Genomic DNA, 16,154 nt, shown 5'->3' with positions numbered 1-16,154 from the left:
TTCAATATTGTTGCTGGCTGATCCACCGCTATCGCGAGCAAGCTCGCTCCCACAGGGGAATGTGTTGGCTGTGGGGCCGGGTTTTAGCCCGTCAATCACCCCGCCAATAATAGACAGAGTTTTACATTGAGCCAGACGGGGTCCATGAGTATAATGGCGCGCTTCCATTTTCCCGCTCGGGAGCCCCCGCGATGCTGCGTATCAGCCAAGAAGCTCTGACCTTCGACGACATTCTCCTAGTGCCCGGTTATTCCGAAGTACTGCCTAACGAAGTCAGTCTCAAAACCCGTCTCACCCGTGGCATCGAACTGAATATCCCCCTGGTTTCCGCCGCCATGGACACCGTGACCGAAGCCCGTCTGGCCATTGCCATGGCCCAGGAAGGCGGTATCGGTATCATCCACAAGAACATGACCATCGAACAGCAGGCCGCCGAAGTGCGCAAGGTCAAGCGGTTCGAGGCTGGCGTGGTCAAGGATCCGATCACCATCGAGGCTGACGCCACGGTCCGGGATCTGTTCGAACTGACCCGCATGCACAACATCTCCGGCGTTCCGGTGCTGCACGATGGTGACCTGGTCGGCATCGTCACCTCCCGCGACGTGCGTTTCGAGAACCGCCTGGATGCTTCCGTGCACCAAGTGATGACGCCTAAAGAGCGCCTGGTCACGGTCAAGGAAGGCACCAGCAAGGACGACGTGCGCGAGTTGCTGCACAAACACCGCATCGAGCGCGTGCTGATCGTCGACGACAAATTCGCCCTCAAGGGCATGATGACCGTCAATGACATCGAAAAAGCCAAGGCCTACCCGCTGGCCAGCAAGGACGACCAGGGTCGTCTGCGCGTCGGCGCTGCGGTCGGCACCGGCAAGGACACCGGCGATCGCGTCGCCGCCCTGGTCAATGCCGGCGTTGACGTGGTGGTGGTCGACACCGCTCACGGCCATTCCAAAGGCGTGATCGACCGCGTTCGCTGGGTCAAGCAGAACTTCCCTGACGTGCAGGTGATCGGCGGCAACATCGCCACCGGCGAAGCCGCCAAGGCCCTGGCCGAAGCCGGCGCCGACGCGGTCAAGGTCGGTATCGGGCCCGGCTCGATCTGCACCACCCGTATCGTCGCTGGTGTCGGCGTGCCGCAGATCAGTGCCATCGCCAACGTCGCCGCCGCCCTTGAAGGCACGGGCGTACCGTTGATCGCCGACGGCGGTATCCGCTTCTCCGGTGACCTGTCCAAGGCCATCGTCGCCGGTGCCTACTGCGTGATGATGGGCTCGATGTTCGCCGGTACCGAAGAAGCTCCGGGCGAGATCGAACTGTTCCAGGGCCGTAGCTACAAGGCCTATCGCGGCATGGGTTCGCTGGGCGCCATGTCCCAGGCCCAGGGTTCTTCCGACCGTTACTTCCAGGACTCCTCCGCGGGTGCCGAGAAGCTGGTGCCGGAAGGCATCGAAGGTCGCGTGCCGTACAAAGGCACCCTGAGCGCCATCATCCATCAACTGATGGGCGGCCTGCGCTCTTCCATGGGCTACACCGGCAGCGCCGACATCGAAGAGATGCGCACCAAGCCGGAATTCGTGCGCATCACCGGTGCCGGTATGGCCGAGTCCCATGTCCACGACGTACAGATCACCAAGGAAGCGCCGAACTACCGCGTAGGTTAAGGCCTTCAGCAAAACGTTAATCACCGGGGCTGTTCATTCAGCCCCGAGTTGTTTCTGATTCACTACATGAGAATGAGTCATGGCCCTCGACATTCACGCTCACCGCATCCTGATCCTCGACTTCGGTTCCCAGTACACCCAACTGATCGCCCGCCGCGTGCGTGAGATCGGCGTGTACTGCGAACTGCATCCGTTCGACATGGATGACGAAGCGATTCGCGAATTCGCGCCTAAAGGCGTCATCCTCGCCGGCGGCCCCGAGTCCGTGCACGAAGCCAACAGCCCGCGCTGCCCGCAAGCGGTGTTCGACCTGGGCGTGCCGGTCTTCGGTATCTGCTACGGCATGCAGACCATGGCTGAACAACTGGGCGGCAAGGTCGAAGGTTCTGACCTGCGTGAGTTCGGTTATGCCCGCGTCGACGTGGTCGGCAAGAGCCGCCTGCTGGACGGCATCGAGGACCACGTCGACGCCGACGGCCTGTTCGGCTTGGACGTGTGGATGAGCCACGGTGACAAGGTCACCAAGATGCCGGAAGACTTCCACATCCTGGCCAGCACCCCGAGCTGCCCGATTGCCGGCATGTTCAACGATGACCGCCGTTACTACGGCGTGCAGTTCCACCCGGAAGTGACCCACACCAAGCAGGGCGGCCGCATCCTGTCGCGTTTCATCCTCGACATCTGCGAGTGTGAAGCCCTGTGGACCCCGTCGAAGATCGCGGAAGACGCCATCGCCCAGGTCCGCGCCCAGGTCGGCACCGATAACGTGCTGCTGGGCCTGTCCGGCGGCGTGGACTCTTCGGTGGTTGCCGCATTGCTGCACAAAGCCATCGGCGACCAACTGACCTGCGTCTTCGTCGACAACGGCCTGTTGCGTCTGCACGAAGGCGAGCAAGTGATGGCCATGTTCGCCGAGAACATGGGCGTCAAGGTGATCCGCGCCAACGCCGAAGAGCAGTTCCTGAACAACCTGGCCGGCGAGTCCGACCCGGAGAAGAAACGCAAGATCATCGGCCGCACCTTCATCGACGTGTTCGATGCCGAATCCTGCAAGCTGGACAACATCAAGTACCTGGCCCAGGGCACCATCTACCCCGACGTGATCGAGTCGGCCGGCGCCAAGAGCGGCAAGGCCCACGTGATCAAGTCCCACCACAACGTCGGTGGCCTGCCGGAAGAGATGAACCTCAAGCTGGTCGAACCGCTGCGCGAACTGTTCAAGGACGAAGTGCGTCGTCTCGGCCTGGAACTGGGCCTGCCGTACGACATGGTCTACCGCCACCCATTCCCGGGCCCGGGCCTGGGCGTGCGGATCCTCGGTGAAGTGAAGAAGGAATACGCCGACCTGCTGCGTCGCGCCGACCATATCTTCATCGAAGAACTGCGCAAGGCCGACTGGTACCACAAGGTCAGCCAGGCCTTCGTGGTGTTCCAGCCGGTGAAATCGGTGGGCGTGGTTGGTGATGGCCGTCGCTACGCCTGGGTCGTGGCCCTGCGCGCCGTGGAAACCATCGACTTCATGACCGCTCGCTGGGCGCACCTGCCGTACGAGCTGCTGGAAACCGTTTCCGGGCGGATCATCAATGAAATCGAAGGTATTTCTCGCGTGACGTATGACGTGTCGAGCAAGCCGCCGGCGACGATTGAGTGGGAATGAGTCAGGCTTAGATATCTGACTGCTGGCGGCCGCTATTGGCCCTGGCGCCCGTTTTGAACAAAGGCCCTGTGGATAACTTCCATGGGGCTTTTTTCATTTTGGCTCAATGCCAGACTTCATCAGCTTCCGCTCCTAATGACCTAGCGTGACGGTAATGGGAGGGCAGTGCCGTCACCTTTCGCTACGATTACCCGCCTTAGCGGTGTCCCGGAAACGCTTATCATCGGGCGGCATGGCCCAAGAGTATTTCACCGTATGGTTCACGAGGGCCTGTCACCTGCCAACCTATCTCCTCGTTGAGACGCTGCTGAGTGGCGCCGCTTGAAGGAGATGCTTTGGTTGTCATTTGACAACCTTGCGGCTCATGCGAATACTGGAGATCACGGATGATTCGTCCAACGCACCCGAAGAAAGAAATCGAAGAAGCGCTTAGGCATGCCGAAGGGCAGGGGTGGCGCATAGAAGTTGGTGGCAGTCACGCCTGGGGACGGGTTTATTGCCCGTACAACGATGAGACGTGCCGCTGCGGCGAGTTCTGCATCACTTCGATATGGTGCACGCCGAAGAACCCTGGCAACCATGCGCGAGCATTACGACGCGTCGTGGACAATTGCACTGCGCATCGCAATCGGCGTGTCGCTGATGACGATGCTGAGGAATAGAACAATGGAATATATTTTTACCTTGAAATATCAGCTTGCTGACGATGGCTGTGCCATGGATGAACTGATCGAGCGCTTGGGAGAAGCGGGCTGCGACGATGCCCTGGTCGGCATCGGGCAGCCGGGGCGACTGGCGCTTGAGTTCACTCGCGATGCTCCTGAGGCGGTCAAGGCAGTGCTTAGCGCTCTGGCCGACGTACATCGTGCGGTGCCGTCGGCCAAATTGATCGAGGTAGCGCCTGATTTGGTAGGGCTGACCGATGTAGCTGAGATCGTAGGTGTGTCTCGGCAGAACATGCGCAAGCTGATGTTGGCCCATCCAGGTAGCTTCCCGACACCGGTTCACGAGGGGAGTGCATCTATCTGGCATTTGGCGGACGTGCTGACCTGGTTGCAGGCCAAGGGTAGCTATCCGCTTACCAAGGACGTGTTGGATGTGGCCCAGGTGGCGTTGCAGGTTAACGTTGCGAAAGAAAGTCGGCGGTTACCTGGTCTGGCTTGCGAAGAGTTGGAAGCTTTGGTTGGGTGATAGTTGAACCCGTATCCACACGGCTTTCTGTGTTCACCGCCGCGCCACATCCGAGAAATAAAACTTATCCAGCGTATGCCGCGATTCGGTGTACTCGAACTGTCGGCCGTCCTGAAGAAAGGTCTGGTTACTCACCACGATGACATGGCTCTGGCCTTCAAGGTCCAGGTGTTGCTGGTCGTCCTTGGCGCAGCGGACCGCTTCGATGGTGCGCTGGGCGTAGGCGATCTGCAGCTGCAGGGTCTGTTCGATAAAGGCGTAGATCGACTGCACGGCGATGTCGCGGGTCAGGCCGGGGATCACGTCGCTGACGAAGTGGTTGATGTCCAGGATCACGCGCTTGCCATCGATTCGCCGGACTCGTTTGATGCGGGTGACCTGGCTGCCGGCGGGTGCCTTGATGTGTTCAAGCAAGGCACCTTCCAACGGCAACTGGCTGAACTCGACCACTTCGGTGCTGACATCGTTGCCCAGGCGCGGGTAGGTCTCCTGGAAGCTGACGATGCCGCCGAGTTGGAATTCGATGGGTTGGGTGGACAGTACGAAGGTGCCTTTGCCGTGGATCTTCTGGGCGAAGCCGCGCTCCTGAAGTTGTTCGATGGCCTTGCGCACCGTGCCACGACTGGCCTGATAGCTGTCCATCAGTTCGGTTTCGGAGGGCAGGCGGGCGCCTCGCTCGAGGCGTTCGGTGGTAATGCTGGTCAGCAGATCGTTGTAGATCTGGTTGTATTTACTCATGGAGAGGGCTCTGTACCGCGCTGTTCACCGGGGCGGAACCTTACGGGCCAAATGGGGGATTTGTCCATTCGGCTGTCATTATTCGCCGACAGGAGCGTAGGACGTTTCCGCGATTTTCGGGGGCTCATCATAAACAAAAACACAACTCGTCTGTACGAGTTGTTGATTTAACTCGTACAGACGAGTACTTTCTCTTCCACGTGCTGTCGACTCTCAATAACAAGAATGACGCGGAAGAAAAAAGCATGAGCCACGATTACCCCAAAATCGCCAGTGAGCTGCTGCAAAGCTTGGGTGGCGTCGAGAATATCGAGCAGGCCGCCCATTGCGTGACGCGCCTGCGCTTGTCCCTCAAGGACGCGGCCCGGGTGGACAGTGCCACGCTGAACCAGGTCGACCTGGTCAAGGGCTCGTTTTTTACCGGTGGCCTGTTCCAGGTGGTCATTGGCCCGGGCGAGGTGGAAAAGGTCTACGCCGCCCTGCGCGAACTGACCGGCCTGACCGCCGCGACCATTGCCGACGTCAAGCGCCAGGGCGCACAGAAGGGCAACGGCATGCAGCGCCTGGTGCGGGTGCTGTCCGATGTGTTCATGCCCATCCTGCCCGCCCTGGTGATCGCCGGCCTGCTGATGGGCGTCAACAACCTGCTGGGCGCCAAGGGCATGTTCATTGCCGGGCAGACGTTGCTCGATGCCTATCCGAACCTGGACGGCGTCTGGAGCCTGATCAACCTGATGGCCAATACCTCCTTCGTTTTCCTCCCGGCCCTGGTGGGCTGGTCGGCGGCCAAGCGTTTCGGCGGCAGTGAGATCCTCGGCATCGTGCTGGGCCTGATGCTCGTCCACCCGGACCTGCTCAACGCCTGGAACTACGGCAAGGCCGTGGCGGGGTTGGAAGGCCAGAGCCTGCCGTACTTCGACATCTTCGGCTGGTTCCGGATCGAGAAAGTCGGCTACCAGGGGCAGATCCTGCCGATCCTGCTGGCGGCCTATGTCATGAGTGTGATCGAGCGATGGTTGCGGGCCAGGGTGCCCAACGCGATCCAACTGCTGGTGATCCCCATCACCACCATCGTGATCACCGGGGTACTGGCCCTCGCCATCATCGGTCCGGTCACCCGGCACCTGGGCATTCTGATCACTGAAGGCATGGTGGCGCTGTTCGACCTGGCGCCGGTGATTGGCGGGGCGATTTTCGGCCTGCTCTATGCACCGCTGGTGGTGACCGGCATGCACCACATGTTCCTGGCGGTGGACCTGCAGTTGATCTCGACCCAGGGCGGCACGTTCATCTGGCCGATGATCGTCATGTCCAACCTGGCCCAGGGCAGTGCGGCGCTGGCGGTGTTCTACATGACCCGCAATGCGCGGGACAAGAGCATGGCGTCCACCTCGGCGATTTCCGCCTATTTCGGGATCACGGAGCCGGCGATGTTCGGCGTCAACCTGCGCTACAAGTTCCCCTTCTATTGCGCCCTGGCCGGCTCGGCCCTGGGTTGTATTTTCCTGTCGTTGAACAAGATCAAGGCCTCGGCGATTGGCGTCGGGGGGCTGCCGGGTTTCATTTCGATCGTGCCTGACTACATACCGATGTTCGTGGTCGGCATGGTCATCGCCATGAGCGTGCCCTTTGCCCTGACCTGTGCATTGAGCATGAAGATCGTTCGGCCGGGGTATCGGGTGGCCTGAGCCCTGTGGGAGCCGGGCTTGCCCGCGATGAGGCCTGTAAGGCCGGTACAAACAGACTGAAGGAAACGCACATGCAAGACTGGCAACGCTCGGTGATCTACCAGATCTATCCCAAGAGTTTCTACAGCCATGGCGGCCAGGCCACCGGTGATTTGCTGGGGGTGGTGGACAAGCTCGACTACTTGCACTGGCTGGGTGTGGACTACCTGTGGCTGACGCCGTTCCTGCGTTCGCCGCAGCGGGACAATGGCTACGACATCAGCGACTACTACGCCATCGATCCCAGCTACGGCACCATGGCCGACTGCGAATTGTTGATCGCCGAGGCACGCAAGCGCGGTATCAAGCTGATGCTCGACATCGTGGTCAATCACACCTCCATCGAGCATCCCTGGTTCCAGGCCGCCCGCAGCAGCCTCGACAACCCGTACCGCGATTTCTATATCTGGCGGGACCAGCCGAACACCTGGGAGTCCAAGTTCGGCGGCTCGGCCTGGGAGTACGAAGCGCAGACCGGCCAGTATTACCTGCACCTGTTCGACCATACCCAGGCCGACCTGAACTGGGACAACCCCCAGGTGCGCGCCGAAGTGTTCAAGATGATGCGTTTCTGGCGGGACAAGGGGGTAGGGGGCTTTCGTCTCGATGTGATCAACCTGATCTCCAAGCCAGCCGACTTCCCTGACGACCACACCGACGGCCGGCGCTTCTACACCGACGGCCCCAACGTGCACCGCTACCTGCAGGAAATGCATCGGGAAGTCTTCGAGGGTTTCGACCTGATCAACGTCGGCGAGATGTCGTCCACCAGCCTTGAGCACTGCGTTCGTTACTCCTGTCCGGCTTCGCGCGAACTGTCGATGACCTTCAATTTCCATCACTTGAAGGTGGATTACCCGAACCTGCAAAAGTGGGTGCGGGCCGACTTCGATTTTCTCGAGCTCAAACGCATCCTGTCCGACTGGCAGGTCGGCATGCAGGCCGGTGACGGTTGGAATGCGCTGTTCTGGTGTAACCATGACCAGCCGCGGGTGGTGTCGCGGTTCGGTGATGACGGTGAATACCGCGTGCCTTCGGCGAAGATGCTCGCCACGGCGTTGCACTTTCTCCAGGGCACGCCGTTCGTGTACCAGGGCGAGGAATTGGGCATGACCAATCCGGGCTTCGAGCACATCGAGCAATACCGCGATGTGGAAACCCTGAACATCTATCGCCTCAAGCGCAACGCCGGCGTATCCGAAGCCGAGGCCATGGCACCGATCATGCAGAAGTCCCGTGACAACGGGCGCACGCCGATGCAATGGAATGCCGGGCCGAACGCGGGTTTCAGCCGGGTCGAACCCTGGATTGGCGTGCCGGCCAACGCCGCTCTCATCAATGTCGAGCAACAACAAGAAGACGCGACCTCGGTGTTGCATTACTACCGTGAGCTGATCGCCCTGCGTCGCAGCGAAGCCTTGATCCAGGACGGCGTCTACCGCCTGCTGCTGCCTGAGCATCCACACGTGTGGGCGTACCTGCGCGAAGGGCAGGGGGAGCGCCTGCTGGTGGTCAGCCATTTTTATGGGGATGACTGCGAGGTGGAGCTGCCCGAAGGAGTCCTCACCCATGACACCAAACAACGCTGGGTGATCGGCAACTACGAGGCCGGCGAACACCGATACCGACGGCTGCGTCTGCGGCCCTACGAGTCGTTCGTGCTGCACTTGAGCGACTGAATAAAAAATTTCCCCTGACCCAGGGACTGCCTGACAGCGAACACGTTGCGCCAGACGCATCGTGGGCCCTTTGTCGTCAACCAAGCGGCAAATAGGGGGAAGTCATGGAGCAAAAAAACAATAAGAAACAATGGAGAGGCGTATGAAAACAATAATAAACCGTGGCCTGGCCGCGTCCTGTATCTGCCTGGCGCTGCCGTCCTCGGTTCAGGCGCTGGAATTTTCCGGTTATCTGCGTAGCGGCGTCGGCAGCGCGACCAATGGCCGTTCCCAGTCCTGCTTCCAGCTACCCGGGGCGCAGACTAAATATCGGTTGGGTAACGAGTGCGAGCAGTACGGGGAACTGGAGCTGCGCCAGGACCTGTTCACCCTCGACGATGGCTCGGTGTTGAGCGTGGACGGCATGGCATCGCTGTACAACCGCTATGACCGCACGCCGACTTTCCAGGGTGAAAACGGCTCGGCCCGCATGCCGCAGATGTATGCCCAATGGTCGAACATGCCTAGCCTGAACGGCGGGTCGTTGTGGGCCGGTCGGCGTTACTACAAACGTAACGACATCCATATCTCGGATTTCTACTACTGGAACCAGAGCGCCACCGGTGGTGGGATCGAGGACGTGCTGATCGGTGGGCTGAAATACAGCTACGCCTTCTCGCGCAAGGACAACCTGTACCAGAAAGACCCGGTCAACCGGCATGACTTCAACGTCGCCGGTTTCAATACCAACCCCGGCGGCGAGCTGGAATTTGGCCTGAGCTTCATCGACCGGGCGGACCGTCGTGACGCCCATCGCGGTTGGGCACTGACTGCCCAGCATGTGCAGCAGGACTTCCTGGGCGGCAAGAATAAACTGGCCTTGCAGTACGGCGAGGGCCCAGGCACCGGGCTGGGGTATACCGGCGATACCGGGCTGGACGACAGCAACAAGAGCTATCGTCTGGTGGAGTTTTTCGATTGGCAGGTCACGCCGCGTTTTGGCGGGCAGGTGCAGGCGGTGTACCAGAAGGACATCCGCCCCGACGGCGCCGACCAGGACTGGGTGTCGTTGGGCGTTCGCCCGGCGTACGCCATCACCGACCAGTTCAAGCTGGTGGCCGAACTGGGCCACGACCAGGTGCAGGCCAGCGATGGAACACGCAAGCTGAGCAAATTCACCTTCGCGCCCACCTGGTCGCCCAAGGGCCCGGAATTCTGGGCTCGCCCGGAAATACGGCTCTATTACACCTACGCCAGTTGGAACGCGGCGGCCCAGCGAGCAGCCAATGAACTGGCTGCTGGCTCGGCGCTGTCGGACACCGGTGCGTTTGGCGGTGCGCGACATGGTTCCAACGTGGGCCTGCAGGTCGAATATTGGTGGAAATGACCCGTGTAGCGCGGGTCGCTGATCGCTGCGTGCCCGCGATGCGAAAAGAATAGACAGCAGCAGGTGAAGTCATGAACACAACGCAACCTTTGCAATTGCTCGCACCGCTGTCCGGGGTCCTGATGCCTTTGGACAGTGTGCCGGATCCAGTCTTCTCCAGCCGTGTGGTGGGGGATGGCATCTGCATCGATCCGACCTCGCAGACCCTTTGCGCGCCGCTGTCCGGCGTCATCGGCACACTTCAGGACAGCGCCCATGCGGTGAGTATCACCGCTGACAACGGTGTCCAGGTACTGATGCACATCGGCCTGGACACGGTCAACCTGGCGGGTAAGGGCTTCACCTCGCGGGTGGCAATGGGGCAACGGGTCGAGGCCGGCCAGCCGCTGATCGATTTCGATGCCGACTACATCGCCTTGCATGCGCGCAGTCTGTTGACGCTGATGCTGGTGGTCAGCGGCGAACCCTTCCGCCTACTTGTGGACGAGGCGACTTGCGTCGAAAGCGGCACGCCGTTGTTGCAGGTACGCTCAGGTGAGCAAGGGGCGGTTGATGAGGCGCAGCAGGGCTCGGTGCTGTTTTCCCGGCCGCTGATCGTGCCCAATGAAAGCGGCCTGCATGCCCGTCCTGCCGCGGTGCTCGCCCAAGCGGCCAAGGGGTTCGAGGCCACTATTCAACTGCATAAACAGCAAGCCAGCGCCAACGCCAAGTCCCTGGTGGCGATCATGGCGTTGCAGACGGCCAAGGGTGACCGCGTGCAGATCAGTGCCGTCGGCCCCCAGGCCGGGCAGGCCATCGAGGCGTTGGAACAGTTGCTGCTGTCGGGATGCGGCGAAACGGTGCAAGCGCCGCTGGCGTTGGAGCCGACCATGACCGTCGAACCGTCGCTGCCCGACCGGCTGCGGGGCGTCTGCGCGTCGTCCGGTTCGGCGTTTGGCGAAGTGGTCCAGATCGCCTCCCAGGTGTGGGACATCGACGAGGCGGGCGGCGGCATCGAGGCTGAGCAGGCGGCCCTGGATCAAGCATTGGAGCAGGCGACGCAAGCCTTGAAGGCTTTGCAGGACGAGGCGGCGGGCAGCGTCCAGGCGCAGATTTTTCGGGCCCATCAAGAGTTGTTGGAAGACCCCACCTTGCTGGAGCAGGCCCAAGCCTTGATCGCCGAGGGCAAGAGCGCGGCATTCGCCTGGAAAACCGCCACCGAGGCGAGCGCCGCGCTGTTCCAGCAATTGGGCAGCGCTTTGCTGGCCGAGCGCGCAACGGACCTGGTCGATGTCGGGCAACGGGTGCTCAAGCTGATCCTGGGGGTGCAGGACAACGCCTGGAACCTGCCTGAACAGGCGATCCTGGTGGCCGAGCAACTGACGCCGTCCCAGACCGCCAGCCTCGACACCTCACGCATCGCCGGTTTCGTCACCGTGGGCGGCGGCGCTACCAGCCATGTCGCGATCCTGGCCCGTGCGCTGGGCCTGCCCTCGTTGTGTGGCGTGGCGCAATCCGTGCTGGCCCTGGATAACGGCACCCGGGTGTTGCTGGACGCCGACGGCGGCGAATTGCACGTCAATCCGGAGCAGGTCCTGATCGAGCAACGTCAGGCCGCGGGTGACCGGCAGCGCCAGCGACATCAGCGTGACCTGGAACAGTCGGCCCTGGCGGCTCGGACCCTTGACGGCCATCGCGTCGAAGTCAGTGCCAATGTTGGGTCGCTGCGGGACGTGGAGCAGGCCATGGCCCTGGGAGGCGAAGGCGTGGGACTGTTGCGCTCCGAACTGCTCTATCTGGATCGCGCGCACCCACCTGGCCATGACGAGCAAGCGACCCTCTACAGCGCCGTCGCCCGGGCGCTTGGGCCTGAGCGCAACCTGGTGGTTCGCACCCTGGACGTGGGCGGCGACAAGCCGCTGGCCTATGTACCGATGGCTCATGAGGCCAACCCATTCCTGGGCATGCGTGGTATTCGCCTGTGCCTGGAACGGCCGCAGTTGCTGCGCGAACAGTTCCGGGCAATTCTTGCCTGTTCGGGGTTGGCACGGCTGCACATCATGTTGCCCATGGTCACGCAATTGGCGGAGCTGCGCCTGGCGCGGCAGATGCTGGACGAAGAGGTCCGCCACCTGGGACTCAAGCAGGCGCCGAAGCTGGGCATCATGATCGAAGTGCCGGCGGCGGCGCTGATGGCCGACCTGTTTGCTCCTGAAGTGGATTTCTTCTCCATCGGCACCAACGACCTGACCCAATACACCCTGGCCATGGACCGTGACCACCCGCGTCTGGCCAGCCAGGCCGATGGCCTGCATCCCTCGGTGTTGCGCCTGGTCGCCCGTACGGTCGAAGCCGCTCGCGCCCACGGCAAGTGGGTTGGGGTGTGTGGCGCGCTAGCCTCGGAACCCCTGGCGGTGCCGGTGTTGTTAGGGTTGGGCGTGGATGAATTGTCGGTCAGCGTGCCGCTGATTCCGTCGATCAAGGCCTGCGTGCGTGAATGGAGCCTGAGCGAGTGCCGCACGCTGGCTCAACAGGCCTTGGCCCAGGAAAGCGCGGAGCAGGTGCGTGACCTCCTGCGTACTCACTCATCCACCGCCAACCCGGCCACCTTGGCCACGGAGCATTGAACATGTTCGACAAACTGCAACAGGCTTTCTGGAAAGCCCTGACCCCGGACCTGGTACCCGAAGAGCCCAAGCAGTCGCCAGCGGTTGAAGGGCTGGCGCCAGCCATCATTGCCGCGTTGGGCGGCGCGGAAAACCTCAAGTCCCATCAACCCGTGGCCTTGACGCGGCTGCGGGTAGAACTGCGGGACGTGACGCGGATCGATCGGGCCGGGTTGAGCGTCGCCGGTGTGATGGGGGTGATGATGCTGGACAACGGTGTGGTGCATCTGATTACCGGCTTGCCGGGCTGACTTTTTGGGGGCTGCTGCGCAGCCCAGTGAGAGCCACAAAAGCGGTTCGCCACGAGGGAGATCGGTGGGAGTTCCTCACGCGTTCTATACTCCTGGCACCCATTGCGGCAAACGATATGCCGCAATAAGGAGCCTGCCATGAATGACACTCAAAAACTCGCCGCCTTGCGCATCGTTTTGGTCGTGGTCGGTCTGATTGCCGTCTTCGCGATCTGGCCGTTGATGATGCTGTGGCCGTCCGGCTGGGCGTGGCACAGCGGCCATTCCGACTATCCGCTGATGATCGTCGGAATTTACGCGACGCTCGGCGTGTTCCTGCTGATGGCGTCTCGCGAACCGATGAAACACCTGAGCCTGATCTGGTTCACCGTGTGGTCGAGCGTCGTGCACGGCGCGATCATGGCGGTGCAGTCGTTTGGCGTCGGGATGGACGGGGCGAGCCAATACGGCCATCTATTGGGCGATGTGCCCGCGTTATTCATCGTCGCGGTGGCGCTGGCTTTTTTTACACCGCGGGGCGAGAAAGCGCGTTTGCTGCCTGATTGACCCCGGGTGGGGCGCTAATCAAAAGCCTTGTGGATAACTTCCATGAGGCTTTTTTCATTTTAGCTGGCCTTACTGTTTCTCATCTGCGGGTGTATCGTATTCGCCTTTTGCGGGCCCCATGGTCCGTCGCAGATTCAAGAGGTGGTCGCTTCATGTCCTTTACCCGTCGCCAAATACTCGGTGGCCTGGCCGGTCTTGTTGTCGTTGGTGTGGGTGCAGGCGGCGCGTCGCGGTACTGGCTGGGCAAGAGGGCCGACGCAGAAGCTGGTCATGATTATGAATTGATCGCCGCGCCTCTGGACGTCGAACTGGTGGCCGGGCACAAGACCCAGGCCTGGGCGTTTGGTCCTTCGGCACCGGGCACCGAGTTGCGGGTGCGCCAGGGCGAATGGTTGCGGGTACGCTTCATCAACCACCTGCCGGTCGCCACCACCATTCATTGGCACGGGATCCGTTTGCCGCTGGAGATGGACGGCGTGCCGTATGTTTCGCAACTGCCGGTGCTGCCGGGAGAGTATTTCGATTACAAGTTCCGCGTGCCGGACGCCGGCAGCTACTGGTATCACCCCCACGTCAACAGCAGCGAAGAGCTCGGGCGTGGACTGGTGGGGCCGTTGATCATCGAAGAGCGCGAGCCCACCGGCTTCAAATATGAACAGACCCTGAGCCTCAAGAGCTGGCATGTGGATGAGCAGGGCGAGTTTGTCGCGTTCAGCATTCCCCGCGAGGCGGCGCGTGGCGGTACGGCCGGGCGGCTGGCGACCATCAACGGCGTGCCCCAGGCGGTGATTGACCTGCCGGCCGGGCAGATCACTCGGGTGCGTTTGCTCAACCTCGACAACACCCTGACTTACCGCATCAACATCCCCGGCGTTGAAGCGCAGATCTATGCGTTGGACGGCAACCCCATCGAACCGCGCCCGCTGGGCAAGGAATACTGGCTTGGCCCAGGCATGCGCATTTGCCTGGCGATCAAAGCGCCGCCGGCCGGTGAAGAGTTGTCGTTGCGCAACGGCCCGGTGCGCTTGGGGACGCTGCGTTCGGTGCCCAACAGTGACGCACCGACCCAGTGGCCACCGGCACTGCCCGCCAATCCGGTGTCCGAGCCGGACCTGGCCAATGCCGAGAAACTCAACTTCAATTTCGAATGGGTCGGCTCGGTGTCGGTCAATGTCGACAACGGCAAGCCGCCAAGCCTCTGGCAGATCAACGGCAAGGCCTGGGACATCACCGACAAGACCTGCGCCGACCGGCCGATCGCCACGCTGAAGAAAGGCCAGAGCTACATTTTTGAATTGAAGAACATGACCCAGTACCAGCATCCGATCCATTTGCACGGCATGAGCTTCAAGGTGATCGCGTCGAACCGGCACAAGGTCGTGCCGTATTTCACTGACACGTACTTGCTGGGCAAGAACGAGCGGGCGCAGGTGGCGCTGGTGGCGGATAATCCAGGCGTGTGGATGTTCCACTGCCATGTGATCGATCACATGGAAACCGGCCTGATGGCCGCCATCGAGGTGGCGTGATGCGTCAGATTCGCCCCGCCAAAATCATCGACCGCAGCCGTGACCAGGACTTCATGCGCGAAGCCCTGGCCCTCGCCGCCCAAGGCGCCGCCCTGGGCGAAGTGCCGGTGGGCGCGGTGCTGGTGCAGGACGGCGAGATCATCGGGCGCGGCTTCAACTGCCCGATCAGCGGCCACGACCCCAGCGCCCACGCGGAAATGGTCGCCATCCGCGCCGCCGCCCAGGCGGTGAGCAACTATCGCCTGCCCGGCAGCACCCTCTACGTGACGCTGGAACCGTGCAGCATGTGCGCCGGCCTCATCGTCCACTCGCGCATCGCCCGGGTCGTCTACGGGGCTTTGGAACCCAAGGCTGGTATCGTCCAGAGCCAGGGGCAGTTTTTCAGCCAGGGTTTCCTGAACCATCGGGTGATGTTCGAGGGCGGGGTGTTGGCTGAGGAGTGCAGTACGGTGCTGAGTGAGTTCTTCAAGGCCCGAAGAGCCAAATCCTCAGACTGACGCTGTCCCCCACTGTGGGAGCGGGCTTGCTCGCGAAGGCGGCGTGTCAGTCACATAGAGGTTGAATGGTCCGACGCCATCGCGAGCAAGCTCAGCTCCCACATGGGGTCCCGGGTGTCCACAGATCCTGCGTTCACCACAATCCCTGTGGGAGCTGAGCTTGCTCGCGATAGCGGTGGGTCTGCTTGCATTCATGTTGAATGTGTTGCCGCCATCGCGAGCAAGCTCAGCTCCCACATGGGGTCCCGGGTGTCCACAGATCTTGCGTTCACCACAATCCCTGTGGGAGCTGAGCTTGCTCGCGATAGCGGTGGGTCAGCTTGCATTCGTGTTGAATGTGCTGCCGCCTTCGCGAGCAAGCCCGCTCCCACAGTGGGATTTGTGGTGCCTGGGCGATTTATTTCCGCGCCACAATCACCGCCCGCCTCGGCGCCGGCAGCCCTTCGATGGTTTTGCTGTGGTCGGCGGGATCGAGGAAGTCGCTTAGCGACTGATACTTCATCCACTCGGTGCTGCGCTGTTCTTCCACGGTCGTCAGGCTCACGTCCACGCAACGCACGTCACTGAACCCGGCGCGGCGCAGCCAGCGTTCCAGGGCCGGGACCGACGGCAGGAACCACACGTTGCGCATCTGCGCGTAGCGGTCCTCGGGCACCAGCACCTGGTG

General features: G+C 61.7%; 13 protein-coding genes and 1 pseudogene. 12 read left to right on the top strand and 2 right to left on the bottom strand.

The genetic code is table 11. The features are described 5' to 3' along the window. The first annotated feature begins 191 nt into the window (after positions 1-191). The 4 genes from guaB (at position 192) to AB4N80_RS00055 (ending at position 4,509) form a co-directional block, all read left to right on the top strand. Positions 192-1,661, top strand: coding sequence for an IMP dehydrogenase (gene guaB, locus AB4N80_RS00070; protein WP_354338051.1), 1,470 nt, complete (start codon positions 192-194; stop codon positions 1,659-1,661). A 79-nt stretch (positions 1,662-1,740) separates the two neighbouring features. Then, positions 1,741-3,318 carry a glutamine-hydrolyzing GMP synthase gene (guaA, locus tag AB4N80_RS00065; protein WP_122568795.1) on the top strand — a complete coding sequence of 526 codons (1,578 nt, stop codon included), beginning with the start codon at positions 1,741-1,743 and terminating at the stop codon, positions 3,316-3,318. Positions 3,319-3,704: 386 nt separating this feature from the next. Next, positions 3,705-3,980, top strand: a complete 276-nt coding sequence (locus AB4N80_RS00060) for a hypothetical protein (RefSeq protein WP_354338053.1) — start codon at positions 3,705-3,707, stop codon at positions 3,978-3,980. Positions 3,981-3,984: 4 nt separating this feature from the next. After that, entirely contained in the window at positions 3,985-4,509 is a 525-nt protein-coding gene (locus AB4N80_RS00055) for a helix-turn-helix transcriptional regulator (protein WP_122568793.1), read from the top strand. 33 nt (positions 4,510-4,542) lie between these two features. On the opposite strand, the gene treR is transcribed toward AB4N80_RS00055, so the two are convergent. After that, the gene (gene treR / locus AB4N80_RS00050) at positions 4,543-5,247 is read right to left on the bottom strand and encodes a trehalose operon repressor (protein ID WP_122568792.1); all 705 of its coding nucleotides are present in this window, start codon (positions 5,245-5,247) and stop codon (positions 4,543-4,545) included. A gap of 245 nt (positions 5,248-5,492) precedes the next feature. Here treR and treP point away from each other — a divergent pair, with 245 nt between their 5' ends. The 8 genes from treP (at position 5,493) to tadA (ending at position 15,487) form a co-directional block, all read left to right on the top strand. Next, positions 5,493-6,935: a PTS system trehalose-specific EIIBC component gene (treP, locus tag AB4N80_RS00045; RefSeq protein ID WP_354338055.1), complete on the top strand. Its 1,443-nt coding sequence runs from the start codon at positions 5,493-5,495 to the stop codon at positions 6,933-6,935. Positions 6,936-7,006: 71 nt separating this feature from the next. Continuing rightward, on the top strand, positions 7,007-8,653 hold the full coding sequence (treC, locus tag AB4N80_RS00040) for an alpha,alpha-phosphotrehalase (protein WP_460080113.1): 1,647 nt from the start codon (positions 7,007-7,009) through the stop codon (positions 8,651-8,653). A 142-nt stretch (positions 8,654-8,795) separates the two neighbouring features. After that, on the top strand, positions 8,796-10,019 hold the full coding sequence (locus tag AB4N80_RS00035) for a maltoporin (protein ID WP_122568789.1): 1,224 nt from the start codon (positions 8,796-8,798) through the stop codon (positions 10,017-10,019). A gap of 71 nt (positions 10,020-10,090) precedes the next feature. Then, a complete protein-coding gene (gene ptsP / locus AB4N80_RS00030; RefSeq protein WP_460080110.1) occupies positions 10,091-12,625 on the top strand; it encodes a phosphoenolpyruvate--protein phosphotransferase in 2,535 nt (844 codons plus the stop codon). Between the two features lie 2 nt (positions 12,626-12,627). After that, the gene (locus tag AB4N80_RS00025) at positions 12,628-12,915 is read left to right on the top strand and encodes a PTS transporter subunit EIIB (RefSeq protein WP_305491752.1); all 288 of its coding nucleotides are present in this window, start codon (positions 12,628-12,630) and stop codon (positions 12,913-12,915) included. A 138-nt stretch (positions 12,916-13,053) separates the two neighbouring features. Continuing rightward, entirely contained in the window at positions 13,054-13,461 is a 408-nt protein-coding gene (locus AB4N80_RS00020) for a DUF6632 domain-containing protein (protein ID WP_122568786.1), read from the top strand. A 152-nt stretch (positions 13,462-13,613) separates the two neighbouring features. Continuing rightward, positions 13,614-14,990 (top strand): multicopper oxidase family protein, encoded by a 1,377-nt coding sequence (locus tag AB4N80_RS00015; RefSeq protein WP_072408147.1) that lies wholly within the window; start codon positions 13,614-13,616, stop codon positions 14,988-14,990. Further along, the gene (tadA, locus tag AB4N80_RS00010) at positions 14,990-15,487 is read left to right on the top strand and encodes a tRNA adenosine(34) deaminase TadA (protein WP_122568785.1); all 498 of its coding nucleotides are present in this window, start codon (positions 14,990-14,992) and stop codon (positions 15,485-15,487) included. The genes AB4N80_RS00015 and tadA overlap by 1 nt, the downstream gene beginning before the upstream one ends. Before the next feature lie 397 nt (positions 15,488-15,884). Here the strand turns inward: tadA and AB4N80_RS00005 are convergent. Further along, a pseudogene (locus AB4N80_RS00005) lies at positions 15,885-16,148 on the bottom strand (DUF1698 domain-containing protein); the annotation flags it as partial. Positions 16,149-16,154 lie beyond the last annotated feature (6 nt).

This window comes from Pseudomonas sp. H3_A02, assembly GCF_054671965.1.
This window is presented reverse-complemented; position numbering and strand designations above follow the sequence as displayed.

Coding starts and splice junctions, on each gene's coding strand:
- guaB (WP_354338051.1), top strand. CDS start 192: ATGCTGCGTATCAGCCAAGAAGCTCTGACCTTCGACGACATTCTCCTA.
- guaA (WP_122568795.1), top strand. CDS start 1,741: ATGGCCCTCGACATTCACGCTCACCGCATCCTGATCCTCGACTTCGGT.
- AB4N80_RS00060 (WP_354338053.1), top strand. CDS start 3,705: ATGATTCGTCCAACGCACCCGAAGAAAGAAATCGAAGAAGCGCTTAGG.
- AB4N80_RS00055 (WP_122568793.1), top strand. CDS start 3,985: ATGGAATATATTTTTACCTTGAAATATCAGCTTGCTGACGATGGCTGT.
- treR (WP_122568792.1), bottom strand. CDS start 5,247: ATGAGTAAATACAACCAGATCTACAACGATCTGCTGACCAGCATTACC.
- treP (WP_354338055.1), top strand. CDS start 5,493: ATGAGCCACGATTACCCCAAAATCGCCAGTGAGCTGCTGCAAAGCTTG.
- treC (WP_460080113.1), top strand. CDS start 7,007: ATGCAAGACTGGCAACGCTCGGTGATCTACCAGATCTATCCCAAGAGT.
- AB4N80_RS00035 (WP_122568789.1), top strand. CDS start 8,796: ATGAAAACAATAATAAACCGTGGCCTGGCCGCGTCCTGTATCTGCCTG.
- ptsP (WP_460080110.1), top strand. CDS start 10,091: ATGAACACAACGCAACCTTTGCAATTGCTCGCACCGCTGTCCGGGGTC.
- AB4N80_RS00025 (WP_305491752.1), top strand. CDS start 12,628: ATGTTCGACAAACTGCAACAGGCTTTCTGGAAAGCCCTGACCCCGGAC.
- AB4N80_RS00020 (WP_122568786.1), top strand. CDS start 13,054: ATGAATGACACTCAAAAACTCGCCGCCTTGCGCATCGTTTTGGTCGTG.
- AB4N80_RS00015 (WP_072408147.1), top strand. CDS start 13,614: ATGTCCTTTACCCGTCGCCAAATACTCGGTGGCCTGGCCGGTCTTGTT.
- tadA (WP_122568785.1), top strand. CDS start 14,990: ATGCGTCAGATTCGCCCCGCCAAAATCATCGACCGCAGCCGTGACCAG.